At 57.4% G+C, this 26,336-nt stretch carries 22 protein-coding genes; 5 read left to right on the top strand and 17 right to left on the bottom strand.

Annotated features, from left to right (window positions below; all coding sequences use genetic code 11):
* Window positions 1-105 precede the first annotated feature (105 nt).
* Window positions 106-1,017, top strand: coding sequence for a LysR family transcriptional regulator (locus BI364_RS15435; RefSeq protein WP_070080141.1), 912 nt, complete (start codon window positions 106-108; stop codon window positions 1,015-1,017).
* A 329-nt stretch (window positions 1,018-1,346) separates the two neighbouring features.
* Here the strand turns inward: BI364_RS15435 and BI364_RS18090 are convergent, their stop codons facing one another.
* Window positions 1,347-2,204, bottom strand: a complete 858-nt coding sequence (locus BI364_RS18090) for a hypothetical protein (protein WP_156782797.1) — start codon at window positions 2,202-2,204, stop codon at window positions 1,347-1,349.
* Window positions 2,205-2,514: 310 nt separating this feature from the next.
* Window positions 2,515-4,098 (bottom strand): RNA-directed DNA polymerase, encoded by a 1,584-nt coding sequence (locus BI364_RS15430; protein WP_070079493.1) that lies wholly within the window; start codon window positions 4,096-4,098, stop codon window positions 2,515-2,517.
* A 1,060-nt stretch (window positions 4,099-5,158) separates the two neighbouring features.
* On the opposite strand from BI364_RS15430, the gene BI364_RS15425 reads away from it, so the two are divergent.
* Window positions 5,159-7,564, top strand: a complete 2,406-nt coding sequence (locus BI364_RS15425; RefSeq protein WP_083251454.1) for a TonB-dependent receptor — start codon at window positions 5,159-5,161, stop codon at window positions 7,562-7,564.
* Window positions 7,565-8,002: 438 nt separating this feature from the next.
* On the opposite strand, the gene BI364_RS15420 is transcribed toward BI364_RS15425, so the two are convergent.
* From BI364_RS15420 to BI364_RS18085, 8 genes are all read right to left on the bottom strand, one after another.
* Window positions 8,003-9,088, bottom strand: a complete 1,086-nt coding sequence (locus tag BI364_RS15420) for an IS5 family transposase (RefSeq protein WP_070077189.1) — start codon at window positions 9,086-9,088, stop codon at window positions 8,003-8,005.
* A gap of 67 nt (window positions 9,089-9,155) precedes the next feature.
* Complete coding sequence (locus BI364_RS15415; RefSeq protein ID WP_070079491.1) at window positions 9,156-10,751, bottom strand: sigma 54-interacting transcriptional regulator; 1,596 nt, start codon at window positions 10,749-10,751, stop codon at window positions 9,156-9,158.
* A gap of 66 nt (window positions 10,752-10,817) precedes the next feature.
* Complete coding sequence (locus tag BI364_RS15410; RefSeq protein ID WP_070079490.1) at window positions 10,818-11,057, bottom strand: FmdB family zinc ribbon protein; 240 nt, start codon at window positions 11,055-11,057, stop codon at window positions 10,818-10,820.
* A 48-nt stretch (window positions 11,058-11,105) separates the two neighbouring features.
* A complete protein-coding gene (locus BI364_RS15405; RefSeq protein WP_070079489.1) occupies window positions 11,106-11,705 on the bottom strand; it encodes a beta-class carbonic anhydrase in 600 nt (199 codons plus the stop codon).
* A 281-nt stretch (window positions 11,706-11,986) separates the two neighbouring features.
* A complete protein-coding gene (locus tag BI364_RS18460) occupies window positions 11,987-12,346 on the bottom strand; it encodes an MOSC domain-containing protein (RefSeq protein ID WP_197495745.1) in 360 nt (119 codons plus the stop codon).
* On the bottom strand, window positions 12,346-12,648 hold the full coding sequence (locus BI364_RS18455) for a hypothetical protein (protein WP_197495744.1): 303 nt from the start codon (window positions 12,646-12,648) through the stop codon (window positions 12,346-12,348). The genes BI364_RS18460 and BI364_RS18455 overlap by 1 nt, the downstream gene beginning before the upstream one ends.
* Window positions 12,649-12,693: 45 nt before the next feature.
* Window positions 12,694-12,849, bottom strand: coding sequence for an MOSC N-terminal beta barrel domain-containing protein (locus tag BI364_RS18450; RefSeq protein ID WP_197495743.1), 156 nt, complete (start codon window positions 12,847-12,849; stop codon window positions 12,694-12,696).
* Window positions 12,850-13,059: 210 nt separating this feature from the next.
* Entirely contained in the window at window positions 13,060-13,299 is a 240-nt protein-coding gene (locus BI364_RS18085) for a hypothetical protein (RefSeq protein ID WP_156782796.1), read from the bottom strand.
* Between the two features lie 1,037 nt (window positions 13,300-14,336).
* Here BI364_RS18085 and BI364_RS15395 point away from each other — a divergent pair.
* On the top strand, window positions 14,337-14,564 hold the full coding sequence (locus BI364_RS15395; protein WP_197495742.1) for a hypothetical protein: 228 nt from the start codon (window positions 14,337-14,339) through the stop codon (window positions 14,562-14,564).
* Window positions 14,565-14,701: 137 nt separating this feature from the next.
* Here BI364_RS15395 and BI364_RS15390 read toward each other — a convergent pair whose 3' ends face one another.
* The 7 genes from BI364_RS15390 to BI364_RS15360 all read right to left on the bottom strand — a co-directional run bounded on the left by BI364_RS15390 (window position 14,702) and on the right by BI364_RS15360 (window position 23,500).
* Complete coding sequence (locus BI364_RS15390; protein ID WP_156782795.1) at window positions 14,702-14,923, bottom strand: LbetaH domain-containing protein; 222 nt, start codon at window positions 14,921-14,923, stop codon at window positions 14,702-14,704.
* A gap of 118 nt (window positions 14,924-15,041) precedes the next feature.
* On the bottom strand, window positions 15,042-16,091 hold the full coding sequence (locus tag BI364_RS15385) for a DMT family transporter (protein WP_322111767.1): 1,050 nt from the start codon (window positions 16,089-16,091) through the stop codon (window positions 15,042-15,044).
* A gap of 95 nt (window positions 16,092-16,186) precedes the next feature.
* Window positions 16,187-16,429 (bottom strand): CDGSH iron-sulfur domain-containing protein, encoded by a 243-nt coding sequence (locus BI364_RS15380; protein WP_070079486.1) that lies wholly within the window; start codon window positions 16,427-16,429, stop codon window positions 16,187-16,189.
* 189 nt (window positions 16,430-16,618) lie between these two features.
* On the bottom strand, window positions 16,619-18,796 hold the full coding sequence (katG, locus tag BI364_RS15375) for a catalase/peroxidase HPI (RefSeq protein ID WP_070079485.1): 2,178 nt from the start codon (window positions 18,794-18,796) through the stop codon (window positions 16,619-16,621).
* 191 nt (window positions 18,797-18,987) lie between these two features.
* The gene (locus BI364_RS15370; RefSeq protein WP_197495741.1) at window positions 18,988-20,001 is read right to left on the bottom strand and encodes an aldo/keto reductase; all 1,014 of its coding nucleotides are present in this window, start codon (window positions 19,999-20,001) and stop codon (window positions 18,988-18,990) included.
* A 145-nt stretch (window positions 20,002-20,146) separates the two neighbouring features.
* Window positions 20,147-22,768 (bottom strand): EAL domain-containing protein, encoded by a 2,622-nt coding sequence (locus tag BI364_RS15365; RefSeq protein ID WP_083251453.1) that lies wholly within the window; start codon window positions 22,766-22,768, stop codon window positions 20,147-20,149.
* A 171-nt stretch (window positions 22,769-22,939) separates the two neighbouring features.
* Complete coding sequence (locus BI364_RS15360) at window positions 22,940-23,500, bottom strand: GNAT family N-acetyltransferase (RefSeq protein WP_070079484.1); 561 nt, start codon at window positions 23,498-23,500, stop codon at window positions 22,940-22,942.
* Window positions 23,501-23,660: 160 nt separating this feature from the next.
* On the opposite strand from BI364_RS15360, the gene BI364_RS15355 reads away from it, so the two are divergent.
* Window positions 23,661-24,053, top strand: a complete 393-nt coding sequence (locus tag BI364_RS15355) for a RidA family protein (protein WP_070080138.1) — start codon at window positions 23,661-23,663, stop codon at window positions 24,051-24,053.
* Window positions 24,054-24,209: 156 nt separating this feature from the next.
* Window positions 24,210-26,312, top strand: a complete 2,103-nt coding sequence (locus BI364_RS15350; protein WP_070079483.1) for a HAMP domain-containing protein — start codon at window positions 24,210-24,212, stop codon at window positions 26,310-26,312.
* Window positions 26,313-26,336: the final 24 nt, after the last annotated feature.

Below are 26,336 nucleotides of genomic sequence, written 5' to 3'. Positions count from 1 at the left end.
TTCATTGTCTGGTTTTCCTGGATTTGGGAACCAGGACATTAAGTCATTCCTTTTTTCTAAGTAATGTGTATGAATGGCATATGCATCATGCCCAAAAGGAATGACGTGGACACATTGCAGGCACTGCAAAATTTTATTCGTGTCGTTGAGCTAGGTTCATTTACAGCCGCAGCGCATGAAGCTGATGTTACCCAGCCCACCATGAGTAAAATAATTTCCAAGTTAGAGCATGAGTTAGGGGTCCGCTTAATCAAGCGGAGTACGACGGCCCTCGTCCTCACGGACGAAGGCCGTCGACTCTATGATCGAACCAAGGGTTTGCTCGAAGAATATACCGACACAGTTGCCGAGGTTCGCGGTCAGACAACGCAGGCGGTTGGCAAACTCGTCGTCGCGGCTCCTGTCGGGCTTGGTGAATTACGGCTCAATAGCCTTGCGATAGAATTTCTAACTGACTACCCAGAAATTGAGCTAGAGCTCGTTCTGAGTGATCGAATCGTGGATTTGGTTGAGGAAGGCGTTGACTTGGCGATCCGGTTAAGCGCGGATCTCCCTCCCAATGTCATCGCTAGAAAACTTGCTTCATCTCCCCGTCTCTTAGTAGCCCATAGCTCATATCTTGAAACCGCCCCTCCTCTTGACGACCCCGAAGCGCTTAGTAGGCATTCGTATATCCGATTTGGCGGCATTGCATCGCTAAGTCAGCTTGAGTTTGTCAGCGGCGATAAGATCGTTGTTGTTACGCCAGTGGGCCGCTATCGGATCAATAGTTCGTTGGCGCTTAAGCAATGTTTTCTGGCAGGGGTGGGCTTGGGCACGGCTCCCGCCTGGTTGGTGCAAGATTTGATTGACGATGGCTCGCTCGTTCATTTATTGCCAGAGTGGACGCTGGATTCACAGCCTCTATACTTGGTTTACCCATCCAGGCGCTATCTTCCGCAGCGAGCGATGGCACTCATCCAATTTCTCTGTCGACGCCTTCCAGAACTACCGGGTTTTAATGCCGTAAACAAATGATGGATTTACAGAGAAGCGCTAATTGCAGTTTGTTCGAATCGCAACATTATTGAGTGTGATTGGGCATTTTTAATGCCGGGGTATGGCGGCATGAATCATTGGAAACAGTCAATCAGTTGGCCGGCTGCCGTTAAGAACTGATCGATGTCGATCAATAAAGTTGGATGTGACCAGGATGTGAGTCATGAACGGTAGAATTAGGCCCTAATCAGTCATTTGCATGATTCCCCGATGCCGTCGGCAATCTCGCGCTTTGCGGACATTGGAAGAACGACTACGAAGGGCCCAAAAATCTGGAGGTGATTCACCTGATACCCATTTACGCAGGGTTAATTTGGTGAAGTCCAGCCGATTTCACGCAAAATCATACCAACAAGATGCACACTTGTTTCTGCATCCTCAGGATCTACAGTGCGTACTATTGAGCCATCAGCTGCTCGCGATTCGTGTTCAGCGGATTTTCCGCGTGGATGCAATCTGTTAATGATGAAGGCAGCACTTCGGATTACCTCCCTTCCGTCGGGAATATTGGTAATTACATCCTTTAGATCTTTTCCAGAAACGCACTCTCCGATCCATGCGGCTAACACTACCCTAGCGGTTTCTCTCGCTGCGTCGACCGTTGCTATCTCCTGTTGACGCCGTGAGGTGTCAACTAATGCATCAAGCTGCCTTATTACTAAAGACCGATTGACAGCAGTGCGCGCCAAGTCACATATTTGGTCAGCTAGGTCAGGGATAGTCCCCAGAAGTGAAGTGGCTCGAAGGGTCAGTAAGATATGACCTATGGTTAGTTTCTCTACTCCGATTATACGCCATAAGGTTTCGAAACCGTCGCTGCCAATACGGATGTGCTGACCTAAAATATCGTTTTGTGTACTTGGCGTATTCCACGGAGTATAAGAAACTGACGGGGGCATAGTAAGCCAATTATGTTGGTTTAACCCATTAACAATTACTTGGCCGAAATCAAGATGCGTAGGCCCTCCTATATATAGCCGGCCACGCCTAATCCGAGTGACAGGATCAAAGTCATCCTCGCGGAATACCACTTGGTCTCCAGGCGTTGTAGGCTCTTTAATAAATTCACATTTGACTGTACTCAACACCGGCATAGGAACGACTGCGTGGACCTCATTATAGTCGCCTTCGTAAAAGCGGTTTTTCCAAATAGCAAGTACATTCATGACGTAACAATCCTTCTTGGATAGTGAAATAATTCTGCTCTACCTACAACGCAGAATGCACTTTCTTGGGTAAAAAAACAGACTCTTGATGATGATTGAAACCAGGCTGCTAGTGGCTGAGCTCAGAACCGTATCCTCCGCTTTGTCTGAAGTCGACCCACTGCTGCCGGTCGTATATCGGCACGCCGCTGTTTGCCCCAGACCCGACACAGCGGTCCTTCAACGCCTGAGCTCGGGTGCGCTTGAGGCGATACGTGCTTTTGTGATGGCAACAGTACGTAGCGGGTCAATCGTCACCTGCAGCGATTTGTTAGATCGCACCGCCACGAATTACCTGCTCACAAAGTTTTGTCCCAAGAACATCGTTTGTCAGAGTTGATTTGACGGCTTTGCCCCAGGCCTTCCGTTCCTCGTCAGGGAGCGCATCAGACAATGCGAGCAGTCGGCGCCTTTCCCACTCATCTGACCTGTCGAAATATTCACGAATTGTGAGAAATTCTGATCGTGTAAGTCTCCCTTTCAATCCCTCGAGCGCGATCATCGAAGCGTATGTGGAAACGTCCTTTGCAGGCGTTTTGTATAGCTGAATAAGTGCATTCTTTCGAAAGTATACTGATGAGCTCAATAATCTGGCTACGGAAGCGCAATGCCACTCAAACGAATAAAGCTCTCCCGTATCAATCAGTGTTGCGTACATATCTGCTAGTCGATTACGCTCAGCTTCCGGAATGAACTTTGAATTTTTAAGTAACATATCGATGAAGTAATCGAGTCCGTATAGGTATCGACTGCAAACGGTGGCAATCTGCATCAAAAGGTCGAACCTCTTTTGCACCAACGCTGCTATTACCACTTTCTGAATCCCAGAAAAATCGACAATGGTCTGCTTCGACAAGAGCGTAAGCTCCTTATCCAAATCGATACCCTTGAAGGATTCATGCTTGTCCTCAGAAGGCATAACAAATTTTCTGGCGATTCTGTTGTAGCCACCAGTTAGCTTTGTAATCACCTTAAGAACCGTTTCCGCCGCCTGCTCCTCGTCATGCTGCTCAGACTCATCTTCCTGACCTTTTTTCTTGGCCTTACTGATCTGCGTCTTCCCTGTGTTCAACATCAACCCATCACGAAATAATCGAGTGGTCAGTTTGTTCATCCACTCCTGAGCCACAAGCAAACTCGGAGCAAAAATCCTGTAATCATCGACGTAGCGGGTAAACTTAATTTCCTCGGCCAGCAAATATTGATCAATGTCGATAAGTGCGGCCTCTGCAAGAATACGACTAGCTACGTTACCTACTGGAATCCCGTAGCTATCCTTTCGTGACCAAAAGAGGAGTAAATCGTTTGTGTATCTGACGAGCGCTGGATCGACGCCAATACTTAAAAGCGTAGATTCGATGCGATGGATATTGACGCGATCGTAAAACGCAGCGATGTCGCAAGACACAACAAACTCACAATCTTCAGACTCTGCACGTTCTCTCGTATTTTCGCGCCAGTTTGAATAACCGATGTTTTTGTCAAAGATGCCGTCAGGATTCGGCGAGAATCGGCAAGAATAGACAATATTCTCTGATGACGGAATACGGGCGTTCTCAACAACCTCGGCATATTGAAAAACAATGGCCAAGAATTTTGCTAGGCAACTGGGACTTATGATTGCCGCCTTCCTATAATCGAAAATGTACCTATTTTTTGGCGTCAAAATGTATTGTAAAGGCCGAAACTCCATCTCAAAGACATTGCCACGCTTCAGCTTTGCCTTCACATCGGATTCGAAGTCAGCCCGAAATTGCTCGATCAGACCTAGCTCTAGTGACTCGGACGTAATATCACTGCATCCGTCCCTGAGGATGCTCTCAACTGCGAGTTCTACCGCATCATTTCTGTTCATAATTTCTCGCGCGATTTAACGCCCGGCTTAGGGGCAGACTCGGAACTGCGAAGCAGCGGAGAGGTCGTCCCAGCCCCCTAAATTATTTAGTCTCACCTAGCAACATCAGATTGAATCGTCACCAGTTTTCCAGACACCATACAACTGCCCTTTAATCGTTGTCCTGTACATACATCAGACAGATAAGGTTGATGTCCGTTCATGGGAGAAGGCTGACGGTCAAATGTGGTAAACAAGGAGGGTGCAGTTGGCCGAATGCCGCCGATGTTTCTTATCCAGAAACAGATATTCGCATGATACTGCCATAGGATGCATCCGTCCGCCATCGTCGCCGATGGCCTCGACTGAAGATCGCGCGCTTCCATCAGCATTTTCTATCTTCCTCCTCTCGCTTTCACCTGGTTAGTGCCCTGGGGTTTCGGTGTTCGGCGGGCTTGACGCCGTGCGATTTGAGTTTCTGGTGTGTGGGAGTATGGCGATACGAGGGCGTTGACTGTACCCGGTTGAGATGGCCGTAGATGAATTGCTTGATCATCGTCCCCGGAGGATGGCCAGGGTGGCCAGGGTGGTCTGTGGCCTTGGGATTAACCTTGAAACCCAATGCATCCAAGTCAAATACATCAACGACGCGAACCGTGTTGTTTGGCAACGAAATCGTCGAGTCTTTTGAGAGCGACGTGGTTTACTGTCGCTTATTGTCCTCGATAAAACGTTTCATTATGCCCCCAAATACCCACCTCAATATTCAGGATCGGAATGTCACTCGATGAATCTAGGATCGAATCTTGTCTCGGGATTCAGTATCGCGGATTAGTGCCCGCTCGCGTGGCACGATCTGGAGACCAAGGTGATTGAATTGGTGATCCGCAGAAAACGATAACTTATTTTTATATCTCCTGATCTGAGTTTTTGAGCGCGCTCGTACGCCAGTCGATAACCAATGCTTATAATTACCAGATGTTAATGTTCAAAAAATAATTAGTTCATTCTGCTGTTACCAATCATTCACGGTTTCCAGTTCAACATAATTGAGCATCCTCTGATATTTCAAGATGCACACATGAAGATTGCTTCAAATTCTCGTGCGGCCTTGTCTTCATGCAATAAATCACAAAAACTCCAGGAGAATACCGTGTATCTGTTTAAGCGAAGTGCAGTCGCTGCTGCGATTGTATCTGTATTGGGTTGCCCAATGGTTGTGCATGCAGCCGACGTCATGAGTCTTGGAACCGTTGACGCTAATGTCAAGAAAAGCCATCAAGCAGGTCATTCAGACAGCACGGTTCTCAGTGATCAAAAAAAACTGACATCAACACAGACGATAAAAACGGTATCCAAGAACAATATTTTATTGTTTGGCCCGGATGCTGGTGGCATGCAGGCACTCAGTATTCTCCCCAACGTTTTGATCAGCAGTTATAACGCAAGTAGCGTTTCTTCTCGCGCCACCATTTCGATGCGTGGGGTAAAAGTTGGGTACAACAGCATACCCGGCGATCTGGAAACGAATGGCATTACCGCAGAACTCGATGGCATCCCATTGAACAGTTTGAGTCAAGGCACGGGCTGGCACTCTCCTGAAGTACCCGTCGGCGGATTAATGTCCGGCACCAACGTGATACAAGGCCCCGGAAATCCCGACAATCGGTGGTATGACAGTCTTGGCGGCACCATCAATTTCATCCCCATTCAGCCAACTTCGAGTGCTAATACCAGCATCAGTCTATCGGGCGGAAGTTTTGGCACCAATGTGATTTCTGCGGTGCATGACACGGGAGAAATTGATGGATGGTCGACGGTCATCGGGCTGGCCCACGCGGGGAGTCATTCCATCAGAAATACATCGGATACCTGGCCATCCAATACCTATCAGTTTTATGTGAAGACCAAGAAGTCGTTTGCAGGTGGATCATTCAGCGCGGGCGCGTATGCGATCAACAATGACGAGTTCCGCCCAAACATGATCCCTGTCGTGCCCAATAGCGAGATTCATGTCAATGGGCTGAATGGGACTGGGCCTTTGTACAGCCAACAGACATCTGGATTCTATTCGGCGCTGCCGAAGTCAGTATGGTTCAAGCACAACTACGTGAAGGACTACATGGCGTGGTCGCATCTGCATCTGGATCTATCATCCAGCCTCAAGTTATCGAACAGTCTCTGGTTCAGAAATGGGAATATTTACCATTATCGAGTGAACTCGGGTTATGACGCCGGGTCGACGACGAATGTCGAAAACTATCACGAGCATTCTTACAATCTTGGTGACAAGCTTGTCTTCGATCAAGCGATCGGCGATGCAAACCTGGTCAGTTTCGGTGGCTGGTTGATCATGTCCAAGGCCAGAAGCAATTACCTGGGTTATGCACCGACGCTGGGTTATAACAATTACAATCCCAGCGCTGTTTACTTCAACACGACGTATAGCACCTATTCGGCCGCGTTTTTACAGGACACCATTAAACTCACGCCTGCGCTCACCATCGTACCCGGCATTAGCATAAACGGCTTTCAGACGGACTGGGTGAACAATAGTCGCTCAGAGACGCTCCATTTGTATCCAGCCGGGGTGCCCACTGATCCCAACTACAGCTACGATACCAACCCTAATGTTTCCAGCAACTTTCTCAAAACCGAACCTTCTGTCGGCATTAATTGGAAACTCGAAAAGTCGATGTCGGTGTTCGCCAATTACGGCATCGCTTACCAGAACCCCACCGCCGGTAATTATGATAATTACCCTATAAACATCAGTACTCTGCAGCCTGTTAGGGCCGCCACATATGATCTGGGGTGGCGCTTCCTGGGGCGTCATGTTCTCGGGTTCAAGAAGATGACAGCATCGATCGAGTACTTCCACACCAAGATGGATCATCAGACGATTCCGCGTAACATCGCCGGCAGCCCCGTCACCACTTTTGGATATGGTGCGGCGACCATGCAGGGTGTGGATGCCCAGTTTGCCGGAACACTCGATACGCATTGGTCTGGTTTTGCCAATTTTGGCTGGCTCAAGAGCAACTGGGATTCGTATTTATCGACAACGAATAACACCTACTACAATGGGTACCCAGTTTCTAACTCACCCTCGACTACTTTCAATGCTGGCGCAAATTACAAGTGGTATCTTTCGACCTCAGCTATCACCACCACGCTGTGGGATCAGTACGTAGGCCATAGCTATTTATGGGACAACAACAATGGGGCGCCTACGAATCAGAAAACGCCCGCTTACAATCTTGTCAATCTGTCAATTTCAGATGACACCCGGGTTTTCAATCAGATAATTCCCGGACTCAAGTATGCGACCATTTCCCTGAGGGTCTTGAATATCCTGGACAAGAAATACAATTCCACGGAGTACATTTCAAGCGGCGGCTATTTCGGCACCACTTCGTCTGGGTATATCATCGCCAACCCGGGCGCACCGAGAAGCGCATACTTGTCGATTACTGCGAAATTCTAAATTCTTAGATGAGTACCCTGGGCACCGAGCATTCAATCAATGCTCGGTGCCCAATTCAGACAGGCTGAAACACTGGGTTTGCCGGACACAAGCAATCGCGCGGATATTGCTCTTGACTGCCCGATTCTGGCTGAAAGCCGTAACGTCTTTTGTCCAGAAACAGATATGCGCATGATGTGGCCATAGGCCGCGCCGTCAGCCATGTCATCGAATGGGCTCGACTGTAGATCGAGCGCCTGCATGATCATCTTCTATCTTCCACCTCACCGCTCGCGCTTTTCCCCGATTAGCAGGCTGTTGAAATTGGCCGCGATTTCTCGGCATTTTGGGCGCGAAAGATCGTCTGCAAATGCCGATACGGATGAATTACGCCAATTGTTGGGTCAATGGTTCTGGAAATCGGTGTTTCGGACGCAGTAATCCCTCGAATGACAGCCCTCAACATGCCGCCACCCCCAGATTGCGCATCCGAACCAGGTTGTAGGCGGCCATCGTCAGCACGAACTGAAAGTCGAGCTTCTCGGGACCTACAAACCGGCTCTTGCGCAGCCCACCGATCGTCTTCGCCCACCCAAAGCATTCCTCGATCCGCTTGCGGATCGTCTGGCTGCTGCGGTAGCCAGGATGTGCCGTGGTACGTCCATCGATCGCCGACGTACGCCGGGTGTCGTTCTGCGCAACGTGTGGCGTGGCGTTCGCCTCGCGAAGCCGCCGCACGAAGCCCCGTGTGTCGTAGTTCTTGTCCGCGCCCACGGTCACCCGATGCGTGCCTGTGAGCGCTTCGACCATCTCGGCACCCACCTCCCGTTCGGCCCGGCCCGTCGCCTGACTGACCCGCGCATCGACCACCAGGCCGTGGCGGTTCTCCATCAGCAGATGGCCCATGTAGCTGAGCTTGGCGGTCGTGCCTTGGCTCTTGCGAAAGAGAAAGGCCTGCGGGTCGGTCTTCGAGGCATGGGTGTCGCGCGTGCGGCGCTCACCGCGGAAGTCCACCGAGGGGTTGCGGCCGCCGCCCTGCGTCGGCGGTTCGTCTTCATCCTTCGGCCGATAGCTCTTGAGCGAAGCCAGGGCCTCGATCAGGGTGCCGTCGACGCTGAAATGCTCCCTGGACAGCAGATCCGCACCCCGGGCCTGCTTGAGCACCTGGGCAAAAAAGCGGTGCGCCACTTCGCCCTCAAGCAACCGATCGCGGTTCTTGGTGAACGTCGAGTGGTGCCAGACCTTGTCATCCATCGAAAAGCCCACGAACCAGCGAAATAGCAGGTTGTAGTCGAGCTGCTCCATCAGCTGGCGTTCGCTTCGAATCGAGTACAGCACCATCAGCAGCTGGGCCCGCAGCAGCTTCTCCGGTGGGATCGAGTCGCGCCCCAGTCCTGCGTAAAGCGCATCGAAGTCGCCATCCAATGCCGCAAGCGCCTCATCGGCCATCTGCCGGATCGGCCGAAGTGGGTGATCCTTCGGCACTCGTTGCTCCGGACTCACCGTGCTGAACAGCCCGTCCTGCTGAATATCAGCTCCTCGCATCTTCGCTATCGTCCTTATTTATCCGAGACCCCATCTTCGACAATCTGGGGAGTTTTTCAACAGCCTGTTAGCGTGCAACGGGGTGTCGGTATTCGGCGGGTTTGATGCCGTGTGATTTGAGTTTCTGGTGTACGGCACGCGTGGTGACGCCCAGTTCGCGGGCGACGGCGCGGATCTGGCCACGATAGCGTTGCAGGCTGTCCTGAATCGCGCGGCGCTCGGCGGCGCTGGCGGCCTGGTGTTTGAGTGCTCGTAGGTTGACGCCATCGGCTGGTGCGCCGGCCGATGTGCCGCCGGGCAATTCGAGGACATGTTCGATCAACGGCCCCTCGGTGAACAGGAAGGCGCGTTCGAGTAGATTTTCCAGCTCGCGGATGTTGCCCGGCCAGTCGTGGCTGACGAGTTGATGCCAGGCCTCTGAGCCGAGTATTTTTTCTGCAACGCCGTATTTTTCCGATAAGCGCCTGAGGATGTGATTGGCCAGCGCGGAGAGGTCGTCGATGCGGCGGCGCAGCGGCGGGATGTCGATCGGTACGACGTTGAGACGGTAATAGAGGTCGTGGCGAAAACCGCCTTCACGCAGCAGGCCGGTCATGTCCTGATTGGTGGCCGCAAGGATGCGCACGTCCGCCGCCAGGGTTTGGCTGCCGCCGACGCGTTCGAAGGTGCCTTCCTGGAGCACGCGCAGCAGCTTGACCTGTACCGCGAGCGGCAGTGAATTGATTTCGTCGAGGAATAACGTGCCGCCGTCGGCACGCTCGAAATAGCCGTGATGCACGTCGTAGGCGCCAGTGAAGGCGCCGCGTTCGTGACCGAACAGCTCGGTCTCGACCAGTCCCTCGGGAATGGCGCCGCAGTTGATGGTGACGAAGGGTTTGTCGTGGCGCTTGCCGAGCGCGTGGATCGTGCGCGCGATGATCTCTTTGCCGACGCCGGTTTCCCCGGTAATCAATACGCTGGCGTCGGTCGGGGCAACGACCCTGGCCACGCGTAGCGCGGCACGCATGGCGGGGGACTCGGCAACCATATGAATCGCGGGGGCGGTGTGCTTCGTGGTCTTGCGGTTGGCACACCAGGTGTCGCTGAGCTTGCGCTGCAGTTCGGGGTCTTCTCCGCCCACCAGCGACGAACTGACGGTGCCGTCGCGGGACTGGTATTCGTCTCCCGGCTGTCCCTGTGCCAATGCGGGTTCGACGAAAATTCGTGCCTCACAGCAGCCGTCGCCGGTGGCGATGCGCTTGTGCAGATGAACCTTGGCATAGCCGAAATTGCGCGCGCCGATGGCGCCGAAGACGCTGGAGGTCATGCGGCAAAGCTCGGGGGCCTGCATCACGGCATCGCCAAAGGGACAGACGTGATTGACTACGCTGACGTAGCCGGGCGCGCTGGAGGTGCGCGAAAATTTGCCGCCGATCTGATTCTTGATCTCCACGATCAGACTGGCGTAGCGGTCTTGGTCGAGCGGGGCGTCGGCGTCGAGCGACTGCTGTTCGCGCCCGGCCGATTCCAGGCAGCTCGCGGCGGCCAGCCCCAAGTGCTCGATGTAGCGCAACCGATCGCGGGCCTCCAGGCTGCCGAGTTGTCCCGCGACCTTGATGCTCTGGACGATGAAGGCCTGCAGAAAGGCCACAGGATTGAGGGGTGATGGATGCGATGCGGACATGTTCGACCTCGACGGCGTTCAGTCAGGCGACAAGTCTAGGCCGCGCAGCAGATGACTGCTGAAGCCTTACTTCGCATGGCTGTGCGGTCGTCCAGCCGCACAGGCGGGGCAGCTTGCGGTGCCGGTGCTCAGGCTGCGCATGGCCGCTTCCCGCCCTCGCGTGAACGCCCCGTGCAGAGCGGGTGCGCCGGGCAGGCGCGCGGTCTTCGCGTGGCAGGCCGGGCAGGGGGGATTGTCTGCCTGGTAGGCGCAGGACGCCTCGAAGCGGTGGCCGCAATCGTGGCAGGCAAAGTCGTAAATCGGCATGGCGATCTCCTTCGGGTGAACGGGCGTACGCTACCTGCAGCCGGTAGGCTATTTGGCGCCCATTGCCTTGTCGGTATTCACCTTCTCACCCACACGGACGTGCGGCGGGCGTAGATGTCCGGTTTCGACTTCCCAGATCCAGCCGCTCACCGTCACGTGATCGGGAATCAGCGAGTGTTTACGGACGTATTCGATCTGCTTGGCGCAGACTTCGTCCACATCGCTGTACATCTTGATCCACTTGCCGAAGGCACCGGCCTTGAGGGTCATTTCTGGAAGGTCCGGGTCGAGCTGCACGTTGTCAACATCGATGCCCTTTTCCTTGAGCGCGTTGACGAGTGTTTCCGTGTGCGCCGACATCATGCCGCACTCGGTGTGATTGATGATCACAATCTCCTGTGTGCCGAAGAAGTTGCAGGTGAGCATGGCCGAACGGATGGCGTCGTCGGTGATCAGTCCGCCCGCGTTGCGGAAGACGTGCGCATCGCCGCGGTCGCCGCGAATACCCAGCGCTTCGTCCACCGGCAGGCGTTCGTCCATGCAGGCGCAGACCCAGAGTCTGCGGTTGTTGGGGATGCCCATCTGGCGGCGGAGTGCCCACTGTTTGCGGCTTTCGAAATCGGCTTCGAGCTGCTGTTTGAGTGACATGGTCGTGACTCCTTTGCTGATGCTGTGTTTTGGTATGGCTGCAGGTAGCAGACACAGACATAGCAAGAGACGAGCCAGTCGAGAAATTTTTGTAACTGATTGATTTTAATTGAGTTGATCGTTCCGGCGCGCAGTGTGGCTTCACTCGTAAACGGCCCGCGCGAGCGGAATTATTAGTAATATCAATCGCATCCGGAGTGAAGCCATGCTTCACAGACTGTGAAGCAAAACTTCGCGGCGCTGGATTGCCAGGGAACATCGGCGCAGAAATCGACGCAGGATTATACGAGGTACACGCAATCGCCAATCTGAAAATCACCGCCTTCGACGGTCGCGCCATAAATACCCAGGTTTTGATCCGCAGCCTTGACGATGGTGCGGAGAATCGAAGGATCGGCGACGACACCCGGTTGAGGCCGGGTGACCGCACCGCATCTCGGTGTGGTCGCGCTGCAATCGATCGTGGCTTGCCCGAGGTTCAGGCGCTTGCCTAGCCATGCCTGTTCGAGCAATCCCGTCGCATCGGGGAGCGTGTCGATGACGATATTGGGACGAAAACGCCGCACATCCCAATCCGACTGGGGATGCTGTTGTTTCAAGTGGGCGAGTGTTGCGGTCGTGATCAGATGAAAAGGCGCCACTAAAAAAATGTTCCAGGAACCGAGACGTAGTCGACCATCGATTGTGGCAGCTGGCTGAAATCGGGTAGCGGTTCATCGGGTTCGCGGTCGAAGGTGGCCTTTAGTTCATCGAGCCAAGTGTGATCGTCCAATTTGTGACGACGGTAAAAATCGAGATCCGAAATTGGGCGGAGCGGTTCCAGCGTGGAGGCATGACCGACCAGTGCGGATAGGCGGGCATGGATATCCGCGTGATCACTGCCGGAAACGGACCCGTCGGGAAAGGTGATGTCGACCTGCTCATCCGCGCTATCGGGCTCCATATTCCTGCTTCGAGCGGTGCAACGAAGCAGCTCTGGCCGAAATTTTCAGCTTTGAATTTCTTTGCGGGCAAGGTCGCGTAATGCCCAAATGCGGTCGCCATCCAGTCCCTGCTCGCCGAGCCTGCCGGATATCAGTGGTTCGCCGGCCATGCCCTTGACTGGGTAGCGCCATATTTCTTTGATTTCGCCGATTTTGGTCATGCCGCTTTAGCCAAGGCAGGAAAATGAATCTGCTGTAAAATGAATCGATGAGGTTTCAGATATTTTCTGGTGTGGCGGCTATATGCGAAATTCCGCCGTGTTCATGCCTGCGCTGACGCGCGGGCATGAACACGGCGGTATCGGCCCCATGTGTACGAGTGGCCGTCATGCGTTCCGGTGTGCGCATGGAACGATGTGGGAAAACAAGCATCAATCTCGTTGTTTTATTTTTTTCTTTTCCAGTTTTTGAGCCTTTTTCTCTTTGAGCGTTTTTTCAGGTTTCTTTTTTTCGCTTCGTTTTGAATCCATGCCCTTGCTCATATGATTTGTCCTGTCGTTGTCAATCGAATTCAGAGGGCCGTCGTGCTCGCAGTGCCGATTGATGGATCCGGCTTGTTTGTCGAGCAATGCCGCCCGGTCGTTGTGTGCACAATTTAGGTTGGCGCTCATGCCTCTTGAAGTGTAACGGCGTCTCAAGGGCGGTGGGCAGCAGGCGTCGCTTCTTTCGGAACGCTTCGATACCTGTCGTGTGTCAGTTGGTACATGTATATGCAAGGGTATCCACGAGTGGCGATCCCCATTCGCCAAGCATCGACTGATTCCGGGCTTTTGTAAAGCGTAGATCCATGCGTTAGCGCGTGGCCCCGCGTGCCGGGTTAGATTGTTATTGATCGAAACCGCAGCGGTGCTGGGAGGGGTGGCACGGGCCACTCCAATGGCTTGATTGATTGTCGCTCTGGCTGAAATTCAATAAGACTCCTGCCAGAGTGGCCGAATTACGAAACATCCGTTGGGGCGCCCGCCGCAGCGCCTTCGGTAAGTATCGTCTCGGATCACGGAAAAATTGTTCTTCAATGGCGAAGTGATTCTACGTCGCTGATCTGCATGTGGAGGTCCATCCTGATGGGATTTCGTCCAGGGCATTCGATGTTGAATATGCAATGTATTACGATGCAACTTGATTGATAAACGTGAGTTAAAGGTTTTGCAAAATAGCTGATTGTTTTGGTTGTTGATTTTAATTCATTGCTCTCACGCATGAATTTGTATCCACATGAAATTTAATCTGATGTTTCTGAATCTGGATGTTTTCGGGTGTTTCTGTTTGTGGTGGGCAACCACTCGGATCGTATCTGCGCTCATTGCACCCTATTCCGGAACCTAGGCGAGACTCAATGAGCCATCGATGTGCAGAGAGTCGATTGTGATGCGGTTATTTACACATAGAAGTGACATTCGAGCGCCCGTATCCGCTGTTATATCAATTGCAAATACAAGTTGATAGCGGTGGTGGGCTGTAATCTTCATCCAGCCGAATTAGATATCACGAGTTTTGATTTGGAAGACGGATGGGATATATCTAGCTACGAAAATGATGTCGTGGTGGTGGAGACGCATGACGCCTTCGATGGCCATATCCACACCGAGTAGGATCTGCCGTCTAAGGTGCTGCGTGTCCTTTTCTAAACCCGCAAAACGGGCCGATCATGATTCGCGGGGCGGAGCTGGGCGATGTGGTAGCGGTGTATAACGAGAGCATGAAGCCGCGCGGTGAAAATCCCATGGGCACCTGCTGCAGGATTCCAGAATTCGGTGCGCTCACAGGCACGGAATATACCGCGATGCTGAATGACCCGCTGCCGGAGAAGGTTCGCCGCATTCCGCTCGACGACGAAAACATCTACTGGAGCGGGCGCAACACCCGGCGCTACTGACCGCACATCGGCACCCTCGGCCTGTCGCCGGAAATCGATTCCATTAATTCGCTGCTTGGTCGGGTTGAGCGGGTGGCTCGCGGTGATCCGGTTCACGTTCGGTCCGATCATCACCCAATCGGCGATCTCCAGCCCCCTCATGTCGTAGACGGAGCAGCCCTGGTTGATGATGGCCTTGCGCCCGTGCGGATGTTGCGCCCGCCCTCCGTGTAGAGCGGCGGGTTCAGCGTGAAGGTCTCATCGACCGAGTGGCCGGTCAATTCGCTGGCCAGCGCTCCGATTGTCACATCGCCCTCGAAGCCGAGTCGGTTCAGTTCCGTAGTCAGGCGCATCACCCTTTTGACGTCGGTGGCGATCACGTCCCACTCGGGGTTCTGAATCGGTATGCGTCGGGTCGGTGGGCGCGAGCTGGCATTCATGGTTCAAGTTGTCTGGTGCGCGAGGGCATGCGCAGTCACTTCGCCTATGGCGCTGCAGTCAGTGGCCATGACGGTGATGTGCGTCGGGAAAGTGCGCATGGGTGTGCGTCTGCGGTTCGTGTCGGTGGGCATGGCTGTGGCGGGTGCCGGGGGCGACTGGAAACGGGTGTGTGTGTTGGTGGTGTTCGTCGTGGATGTGCATGTGCTCGTGCAGCAGCGCCTCGTGTGTATGCCGGTGTGCGTGATGCTCGGTCAGGTGCAGCCAGGTACCCAAGGCCATCAACATGCCTGCGACCAGCAGCTTCAGGGTGAAGGGCTCGCCCATCAGTACCGCGAGGGCGGCGCCGAAAAACGGTGCCGCCGAAAAATACGCGCCGGTGCGGGCCGTGCCGAGATGGCGCAGCCCGGCGACGAACAGCGTTAGGCTGACGCCGTAGGCCATCAGGCCGAGGAGCATCGCTCCGGTGATCGCGGACGGACTCGGCAAGGTGGCGCCCAGCGCCAATGCCAATCCCAGGTTGACGATGCCCGCGACGAGCCCCTTGATGCCGGCGATCCAGGTGGCGTCGCTGAGCGAGACCTTGCGTGTCAGGTTGTTGTCGATGCCCCAGGCGAAGCAGGCGCCCAGGATCGCCAGCGAGGGCCACCATCCGGCGAAGCGGGCTTCGCCCGGCCAGCTGATCACCACCGCGCCCAGTACGATGGCGGCCATGCCCAGCGCGATGCGCCGGTCGAAATTTTCCTTGAAGGCGAACCAGGCCAGCAGCGCGGTGAACACGCTCTCGGCATTGAGCAGTAACGACGCCCCGGTGGCCGGCATGCGGGTCAGACCGAACATCAGCAGGACCGGCCCGACGATGCCGCCGGCCGCCACGGCGCCGGCGAACCAGAGGGTTTCGGTGCGGGAAATGGACACGCGCGGGGCTCGCGTGGCGATGCGGTACGCCATCAGTCCAATGCCCGAGCCGAGGTAGAGCAGACCGGCGAGTAGCCACGGTCCGACGTCGTTCAGCAGTGCCTTGGCCAGCGGCGTTCCGGCGCCGAACAGCAGGGCCGCGGCCAGCGCGGCCATGACGCCCGGGTTACGTATGCCCGATTGGGTGTCCACCTGATTGTCCCCGTCCAGTGAAATGAACCGAGTCGTCTAGCGTAGCCGAGCGGGCCGCGTCGGCCAACAGCCTGGAGCGGTTTTCCGCGGGGAAGTTACAGCGTCTCGTGCGTCCCGTCGCAGAAGGGCGGGTTGCCGGTACGCTTGCAGCCGCAGAGGTGGACGGTTTCCGTGCGTTCAGCGGTGAACTGGAGCGGGGTGAATCCGGTGGGGGTGTGCGCGCCGTCGCAGAAGGGCTGTTTGCGGCTGTATCCGCAGGCGCACCAGAAGTAGGATTTGTTCGCCTCCACGGCGACGGCGTACGGTCCCTTGCGGGCTATCTTGGGTTGTTCGCTCATGTCGTTGTGCCTCACGTGTTCGGTTGGGTCATGCGGATGGAATCGACCCGGGTTTTTCACTGGATCGACGTTGGATATTCGACTGCCGACGAACTGCCGACGATACGCTGGTTTCCCACGTGGTGACGAATAAAGGGGCGACGTCCGAGGTCGGGACGCCGCCCGGCGTGCGGGCAACCATTGACGCGATCAGGCCATGTCGAAGCGGTCGAGCATCATCACCTTGGTCCACGCGGCGACGAAGTCCTCGACGAATCGCGCCTGGGCGTCCGCGCTGCCGTAGTACTCGGCGAGGGCGCGCAGCTCTGCGTTCGAGCCAAAGACGAGGTCGACCCGCGTCGCGGTCCACCGGTGTTCGCCGGTGCGCCGGTCGCGGCCCTCGAACAGTTCCTCCGCCTCGGACGTCGGCGTCCATGCCGTGCCCATGTCCAACAGATTCACGAAGAAATCATTGCTCAGGATCTCCGGTCGGCTGGTGAACACGCCATGGTGGGTCTGCTCGAAGTTGGCACCAAGCACGCGCAGTCCACCAACGAGTAAGGTCATCTCGGGCGGGGTCAGCGTGAGCAGCTGTGCCCGGTCCACCAGCAGCGCCTCGGCCGGCACTGTGTAGCGCGCCTTCTGGTAGTTGCGGAAGCCGTCGGCGATGGGCTCCAGCACGGCGAAGGCGTCCACGTCGGTTTGTGCCGGCGTCGCATCCATGCGGCCCGGCGTGAACGGCACGTCGACCGGGTGGCCGGCGCGCCGTGCGGCCTCCTCGATGCCGGCATTGCCCGCAAGCACGATGAGATCGGCTATCGAAACCCGCTTGCCGCCTGTTTCTGTGCGGTCGAATGCGTCGCGGATGCCTTCCAGCACGGCCAGCACCTTCGCCAGTCGCGTCGGCTCGTTCACCGCCCAGTCCTTCTGCGGTGCCAGGCGGATGCGGGCACCGTTCGCGCCGCCACGCATGTCTGAGCCGCGGAAGGTGGAGGCCGAGGCCCAGGCAGTGGACACCAGCTCGGAGACCGAAAGATTCGCACCGAGGATCTGCGCCTTGAGGTCAGCGATGTCGTGCGCGTCGATCAGCGCGTGGTCCACTGTCGGGATCGGGTCCTGCCAGATCAGTGTCTCGGAGGGCACTTCCGGGCCGAGGTAGCGTGTGCGCGGTCCCATGTCGCGATGAGTGAGCTTGAACCAGGCGCGCGCGAAGGCGTCGGCGAACGCATCCGGGTTGTCCATGAAGTGCCGCGAGATCTTCTCGTAGGCCGGGTCGAAGCGCAGCGCGAGGTCGGTGGTGAGCATGGTCGGCACGTGGCGCTGCGCCGGGTCGTGCGCGTCCGGGATCTCGCCCGTGCCTGCGCCATCCTTGGGTATCCACTGGTGCGCACCCGCCGGGCTCTTCGTCAGTTCCCATTCGTAGCCGAACAGGTTTTCGAAGAAGTAGTGGCTCCACTGTGTGGGCGATTGCGTCCAGGTGACCTCCAGGCCGCTGGTGATCGTGTCGCCAGCCTTGCCGCTGCCGTAGCGGCTGTGCCAGCCGAGGCCCTGCGCCTCGATGGGCGCGGCCTCGGGTTCGGGGCCGATCAGCGCCGCGTCACCCGCGCCGTGGGTCTTGCCGAAGGTGTGACCGCCGGCAATAAGCGCCACGGTTTCCTCGTCGTTCATCGCCATCCGCGCGAAGGTCTCGCGAATGTCATGGGCCGAGGCGATCGGGTCCGGGTGGCCGTTGGGGCCTTCTGGATTCACGTAGATCAAGCCCATCTGCACGGCGGCGAGGGGGTGTTCCAGGGCTTCGTGTTCGCCGGCGTAGCGCTGATCGTCCAACCAGGTCTTTTCCGAACCCCAGTAGGTGTCCTTTTCAGGCTCCCAGATGTCCACACGACCACCCGCGAACCCGAAGGTCTTGAAGCCCATCGATTCCAGCGCGACGTTGCCGGTGAGGATGATGAGATCGGCCCAGGAGAGACTGCGCCCGTACTTCTGCTTGATCGGCCAGAGCAGGCGCCGCGCCTTGTCCAGGTTGACGTTGTCCGGCCAGCTGTTGACTGGCGCAAAACGTTGATTGGCGGTCCCGGCGCCGCCGCGACCGTCGCCGGTGCGGTAGGTGCCCGCGCTGTGCCACGCCATGCGCATGAAGAACGGGCCGTAATGGCCGAAGTCGGCCGGCCACCAGTCTTGCGAATCCGTCATCAGCGCGTGTAGGTCGCGCTTCACAGCTTCGAGGTCGAGTTGCCTGAACGCCGCGGCGTAGTCGATGCCGCGCATCGGATTGGACTGGGGAGCGTGCTGGCGCAGGATGTCCAGGCGCAGCTGATTGGGCCACCAGTCGTGGTTGGCGGTTCCACCGCCGGCGGTTTGATGAAACGGGCATTGGTTGGCTGACATGACGATTCCTCCATAGGGGCTGATACGTGGCTTTCGCCAGTTACCTACCTGTATAGGCCGTCATGAGCAATTAATAAAATAAATTATTCCTAAGTTCTAAATAGTTATTTTCAATGACTGGGTCTGCAGGTTGATATTGTCTGGCCGTGGGTGGAATGCCGGAGTAGTGGTTCCGGGGCACACGCGTGCGTTTATGCCGGTGGGGCGCCGGCACCTCGCTCGCTGTCCAGCGAGTTCATTTGGGGCGCCGGATAGCGGCTGCCGGCGACGGCATCTTCCGGGGTAGCGCGTTCGAGGGTTATGAGGTCGGCCGCATCGAGGGTCAGGTCGAGCGCGCCGAGTGCCTCGGCAAGCTGTTCGGGGCGGCGTGCACCGATCAGGGGCACGATGTCGACGCCCTGCGCTGCGACCCAGGCAATAGCGAGTTGGGCGACGGTGGCGCCCTTGATGGCAGCGATGCGCTCAAGCGTTTCGACGACTGCGAGGTTGCGTTCCACGTTGCCGGACTGGAATCGCGGGAATCGCGCGCGGCCGTCGCCCGTCGTCGCGGCACCGGGCCGCCAGTGTCCGCCGAGCAAGCCGCGCGAGAGCACGCCATAGGCGGTGATGCCGATGCCGAGTTCGCGGCAGGTTCGCAGGATGCCGTGTTCGATGCCGCGCGAGATCAGAGAATATTCGATCTGCAGGTCGCAGATGGGGTGTACGGTGGCGGCGCGTCGCAGGGTTTCCGGGCCGACCTCGGAGAGGCCGATGTGGCGTACGTAACCGGCCTGCACCAGGTCGGCGATGGCGCCAATGGTGTCTTCGATGGGCACCTGCGGGTCGAGGCGCGCGGGGCGATAGATGTCGATGTGATCGACACCGAGTCGCTGCAGCGAGTAGGCGATGAAATTCTTCAGTGCGGCGGGGCGGGCGTCGAAGCCCGACCAGCCACCGGCGGGGTCGCGCAGGGCGCCGAATTTCACGCTGAGCAGGGCGGCTTCACGCGGTTGACCCTTGAGCGCCTCGGCAATGAGCAGTTCGTTGTGCCCCATGCCGTAGAAGTCGCCGGTATCGAGCAGGGTGATGCCGGCTTCCAGTGCGGCGTGGATGGTCCGAATGGCGGCCGCGCGGTCGGTCGGGCCATACATGCCTGACATGCTCATGCAGCCGAGTCCGAGTGTGGCGGTCTGTGGTCCAGTCTTGCCCAGTCGTCTTGGATCCAAGGTCAATTCCCCCGTCGGGTGTCGGATGAGGCGCCCCAGTGCCCCTGTTTGCAACCGTGGCGTCGCCACCGGTTGACCTGAGTGGCATTGTGGAAATCAGACCGTGCGCTGCGGGTGGGGTTCCCCGAGGTGGGTTACGCCGGGGTCAGCGTGCGTTTGCGCGTCCATCCAGCAGGGCCTCGGGCGGGCCAGGATAACCGAAGAAATAGCCCTGCTGCCGGCGACAGCCGAGGTTGAGCAGGGCATCGCGCTGCTCAATCGTTTCCACGCCTTCGGCCATGACTTCGAGATCCAGGCTTTCGCCGAGCGCGAGGATGGTGCGGACGATGGCCGTGTCGTTGGGGTCGACGAGCAGATCGCGGACGAACGATTGGTCGATCTTGAGCTGATCCAGCGGCAGGCGCTTGAGGTAACTCAGCGAGGAGTAGCCGGTGCCGAAATCGTCCAGCGAGAAGCGTACGCCGCGTGCCTTGAGTGCCTTCATCTTCGCGATCAGGTTGTCGATGTCGTCGGCCAGCAGGGTCTCGGTTAGCTCTAGCCCCAGATGTGTCGGATCTGCGCCGGTTTCGTCGAGAGTCCGCAGGACTTCGGAGACGAAGTCCGGGTGGTGAAACTGACGCGCGCTGACGTTGACCGAAAGAACCAACCCGGCGTATTCGGGCTTACCTTGCCAGGCCACGAGCTGTAGGCAGGCGGTATGCAGTATCCAGCGGCCGAGCATCAGGATCTGGCCAGTGGATTCGGCCACGGGGATGAACACGGCGGGAGAGACCAGGCCATCCCTCGGGTGTTGCCAGCGGACCAGTGCCTCTGCGCCGAGCAAGCGCCCTTCGCAACCGACCTGGGGCTGGTAGAGCAGGATGAACTGTTCGTGCTTGAGGGCCTCATGCAGTTCGGTTTCCACGGCCGCACGCGCCGACAGCGAGGCTTGCATCATGGGGTTGAAGAACTTGACTTGATCGCGTCCGCTGGCCTTGGCTTCGTACATGGCCATGTCGGCGCGCTTGAGCAGCTCCTCGACGCGATGATCGGCTTCGGAAAACAGCGCCACGCCGATACTGGCCGTGATGTTGTAGATGCCGTTGTCGAGCTGGAACGGTTCGGTGAAGGCCTGCAGCAGTTTACGCGCGATGTTTTCCACGTCGGAAATCGCCGTGTCGAGTGTTTCGCCCAAGTTTTCCATCAGCAGTACAAATTCATCGCCGCCGAGTCGGGCGAGCGTGTCGTTGTGACGCACTTGGGCGCCGAGGCGGGTGGCGGCCTGCCCCAGCAAAATATCGCCCTGCCCATGGCCAAGGGTGTCGTTGAGTATTTTGAAGTTGTCCAGATCGATGAACAGCAGGGCGCCAACCGACTGGCTGCGCACGTAGTTGTCGAGTGCGTGTTTGGCTCGGTCCAGCAGCAGGCTTCGGTTGGGCAGGCCGGTCAATGGATCGTAGAAGGCCAGCTGGTGGATTTTCTGCTGATTGCGCTTGTGCTCCGTGAAGTCGGTGGCAATGCCGCATAACGCATAAATCTCACCGTCGTCGTCTCGCAGGGGTTGTTTGACGGTCAGATAGGTGCGTCGTAGAACGCCGTTCGCGGAGCGGTTTTCCTCTTCGACGGTCAGGCGCTCGCCGTGTTCGAGTACGCGGCGGTCGTCGACGCGCATTCGAATCGCGACCTCCGGGGTGTACAACACATCGTCGGTTTGCCCGAGGATTTTTTTTGCAGGCAGGCCGACCAGCTCCGCCTGTCGATGGTTGACGTATTGGTAGCGTAGCTCGGTGTCTTTGATGTAAATGCAGGCGTCGACGCTGTCGAGAATGAGGGCGAGTTTGTCCTCGGTGATCCTCAGATGACGGTCTTGCGCAAGTACCTGTCGGCGTTGCACCCACATCGCCAGCAACGCAAGTGACAGTAAGCCACCGAGCGCGCCCAGCCCCCACCAGAACAGCACTGGAATATGGGTCTCGCGCGCGGTGGTTTTCCAGTGATCGAGGATGCGGTAGTAAGGCGATTGGGGGGTGGTTTCCCATTGTTCGAGATAAAAGTCGATGGCATTGAGCAGCGCCTGGCCCCGTCCCTTGGGTGCAGCGAAGAACAGTTGAGAAGGCTGGAAAATGATCGGCGTGCTATCCAGGTGATATTGCCGCGCTTCGGCGTCGCCGAAAAAATAATTCGTAGCCACGGCATCGGCCTTGCCGCTGGCGGCCAATTCGAAGGCAGCGTTAAGGTTCTCGGTGGGCATGAAAACCACGCCGCGGATGCCGTAATTGCGGGCCATTTCGCTTAGGTAGGTCTCTTGAATGGAGCCGGAGAGGACGGCAACGCGCTTGTCGCTCAGATCGCGGATGGACATCAGGCGGACGTTTGGATTTCGGTACAGCTCGGACCAACTGTAGAGCGTGGGTGTCTTGCCGAAATCCATGAGCTGGGCGCGTGGCTTATTGAAGGCGACGTCGGGCATCAGATCGATCTGCCCGGCCTGCAATTTTTCCAGGCATTGGCGCCAGGAACAAACGACCGGCTCGATGGTCCAGCCCTCGCGATCCGCGATGGCGTAGAGCAGATCGCCGAAGATGCCCGAAATCCTGCCGCGAGCGAAAAATATCTTGGGTGGATTTTGGTAGACGCCGACGCGAACGGTGCGTGGGCTTGCCACGGCGCTGGTGCCGATCATCCCCAGCAGGCAGAGTACCAGCCAGATGGTCCGATGGCCGAGGTGCCCGCGAGTTCTGGCCAGGGTCGGGCGGCCATGTAGTCGTATGGTTCTGTCCTGACGCATACCCTCTCCGCAGCTCGTCCAAGCCATTCGCCTGCGCTGCAGTCCGGAACCGGAATTGTTCTGTTGGGCCCGATACGGTTGTCGGGCATCTTGGCACGATGGGTCCGGCGACCATAATGAATATATAGCGGTTATCGGCCGGCAATTCTCATACTGAAGCGCGCGAGGCGTTTAGCGTGCTGTGTCGAGCGCAGCAGACCAGTCCTGACGTAGCAGGCCGTATAAGATGAGATCTTCATAGTCTTCCCAGCGCCGGGCGTGCTGGCGCAGCATGCCCTCCGGTTGCAGGCCGAGCTTGTCCAACATCCGGCCGGATGCGGGATTGCGGACGAAGTGAGAGGCGTGGATGCGGTTTAAACCCCGTTCGATAAAGCCATGGCGCAACACGGCCTTGCCGGCCTCGGTACAATAACCTCGCCCCCAATACGGTCGGCCGATCCAGTAACCTAATTCGGCGCGCTCGAAGCGTGGCTCTATGGTCAGGCCGATGGCGCCGATCAGTGTGCCGCCCTCGCGCAGGGTGATGGCGAAATTCTGTAGATGGCCCGATTTGAGGGCGGCATCGTGGCCGGCGATCCAGGCCTCGGCCATGCCCACTTCATAGGGATGGGGTACGTTCAGGGTGGTGTCGGCGATGGCGCGGTCGCCCGCCAGACGTTGCACGTCTGGCGCATCCGCATGGTTAAAGGCGCGCAGCAAGAGGCGCGTGGTCAGCAGCGTCGGGTCCGGCATGCCCGTTCTCCGCAAGATGTCGAGGTGTGTGCCGAGTATATCCGTGCGTATATGACATGCGTGCACCAAGGCAAATCGCAGGTCGCAGGTATTACACTGGTGAGTTCGGTCGCCGATGGCGCAGCCGGGTCGAGGCAATTCATCATGGGAGATTGGCAATATGCGCAAGCTGTATACGTCGGGTTCGAGTTGGGAACAATCCATTGGTTATTCGCGCGCAGTACAGGTCGGCGAAACACTGTATGTGTCGGCCACGGCGGCGAGTGGACCGGACGGCAAGATCGTCGGCGGCGATCTGTACGCGCAGACACAGTACATCCTGCAGAAGCTGGGCAAGGTATTGGCCGAGGCTGGGTTCGGCTTCGAGGACGTGGTGCAGAGCCGGCTCTACGTGACCGATATCGCCCAATGGCAGGAGGCGGGTCGGGCGCATGGCGAAGTGTTTGGCGAGATCCGCCCCGCGCTGACGCTGCTGCATGTGCTGCCCTTTCTTGACCCGGAAATGCTCGTCGAGGTGGAAATTACCGCAACGCGGGTATCGGGCACACGTTGATAACGTTTGTTCGTCCATATTGTCGCCGCCGGAGCGTCCGGTCGGTGGCAAGTTGGCCTGCGGGGTATTAGGCTCAGTCTGACCAATCAATCATTCGAATGACGCTTGCCAGACGGTTTGTGTACACGGCATCGCACGGTAGCTGGGGAATGAGTCATGAGACTGGGTGCCAAATTCGGCCTGATGGTGGGGATCGCGACCGTGATGACCGCGGGTATTCTCGGCGTGTTGACCTACCGTCAGGTCAGCACGCTGCTGGAGCACGACGTGGTCGAGGTTCAGCTGACCACGTCGCATGGCGTTCTTGCCAAGATCGATGATGCATTGAGCTATGCGCGGCGCGATATGCGTATCTTGGCCGGGAGTGAATTTCTCAAGGTCTACGTCGCTTCGCCAGCCTATCGTACGGCGCAGAATACCCAGCTCCTGCAGAACGAGCTGCGCGAGCGTGCCGAATATACGGGGCCCTGGCATGGCTTGACGGTGTTCGATCGCAAGGGGACATTCCTGTTGACGACGGATCCCTACACGGCGATTCGCAGCCTGAACAACCCCATGATTGCCGACGCGTTCAGAGTGGCCTTGAGCGGACGTTTCTACAACTCCGGCTTGATCGAGGCGCAGCCGGGCGGGGAGCGGACGTTGATTTTCGCAATGCCGATACGTGAGCGCGAGGGTGAGCCGCCCGGAGGCGAGCGGGACGAAGGCGGCGAGGCTCGTGGCGAGCAGGACGAGGGATTGGTCATCGGCGTGATACTGGCGCAGTATCGCTGGTCCACGATCGCGAGTCTCGTCGAACGTGCAGCACCGCCGGATGGGGGGATTTATCTGCTCGATGCGGCGGGGCATGCCATCGCCGCGAAAGGCGGGGTGATGAGCGATGCGCACAGTGCCGACTTTGAGCGGCACGACATCATGCAGCAGATAGCGGGTGTCGGTCGAAATGAGGTGGTGCGTACCCAGGATGCCGATGGCCGGGCTATGTTATCAACGCACATGGTATTGGCGGATGGTCGCTTCCCGAGCTTGGGCTGGGGGCTGGTGATCGAGCAACCGGAGACCGCTATTTTTGCACCCGCGCGGCGGCTGGCGTGGCGGACCGTCATGATCGTGACCGGAGTACTGGCCATCCTGGCGTTGACCTTGGCGATGTTCGGGTATCGACTGACGCGACCGCTGGCTCGTCTGGCACGCATGGCCGAACACATTGGGCGCGGTGATTTTCGCGAGCGGCTGCACTACGGTGGTCGCGACGAGGTAGGCAAGCTCGCCGCCAGTTTCAATGCGATGGCCGTGCATCTGCAAGCACACGAGGCGCAGCTGCTTTCTGCAAAAAATCGCATCCAGAGTATCGTCGATACGGTGCCCGGCATTCTTTATTCGGCTTCGTCGCAAGGACTGCGCCTGACTTATGTCAGCCCGGCCGCGGAGCCCTTGCTGGGCTTTATTGCCGAGGATTTTGCCGCCGATCCGGGGTTGCGCGGGAAGCTGATTCTGGATGAGGATCGTGAGCGAATCATCGGGGAGATCGGTGACGCGAAGAAGGCCGGTAAGGATTTCGTCGTGAATTATCGTGCGCTGCATCGCGACGGCCAAACGGTCGTTTGGATCGAGGATCGCGGTAGTTGGGAGCGCGACGGAACAGGCCAAATCGTGGCGCTGCATGGTCTGATGACCGATATCACGGAGCGCAAGCAGCACGAGGCGCAACTGGCACGCGCCACTCGCGCACTGAACCTTCTGCACAGTCACGACCGCTTGTTGGCGCGTGCGACCAGCGAATCCGAATGGGTGCACGGTATCTGTGAAGGGCTAGTTGAGGGAGATCGATATGCCTGTGCCTGGATCGGTCTGATCGACCCCGAGCGGCCGGATGAGCCGGTGCGTGTTGCCGCTTATCTTGGCGCGGATAGCACCTTCGTCGCGTTGGCCGCATCAAGCAGCGAGCCGGCGCAGGATCGGCTTCCCCATAATCATGCGATGCGCGAGCGGCGGGTATGCGTGGTGGATGATTTACTTGAGATGGGCGGTACCGAGGCGTGGGCACAACGTGTGCTTGAACGTGGCTTCGCGTCCCTCGCCGCCTTGCCATTGATCGGTGAAAACGGGGTGCTTGGTGCGATCACGCTTTACAGCGAAAAACCGGGTAAATTTGATGAACAGGAGCTGGTGTTGCTCGACGAGCTGAGCGCGAACCTTGCCTATGGCCTGGAAGTTCTGCGTAGCCGCTCACGCAATTTAAAGTCTGTGGAAGCCTGAAGGCATCGGCTGGTTGTGGGCTCC

The sequence above is a fragment of the Acidihalobacter yilgarnensis genome, from assembly GCF_001753245.1.
GTDB classification, from domain to species: domain Bacteria; phylum Pseudomonadota; class Gammaproteobacteria; order DSM-5130; family Acidihalobacteraceae; genus Acidihalobacter; species Acidihalobacter yilgarnensis.
Note: the sequence above shows the minus strand (reverse complement) of the source record. Positions and strands in the feature narration are given on the sequence as shown.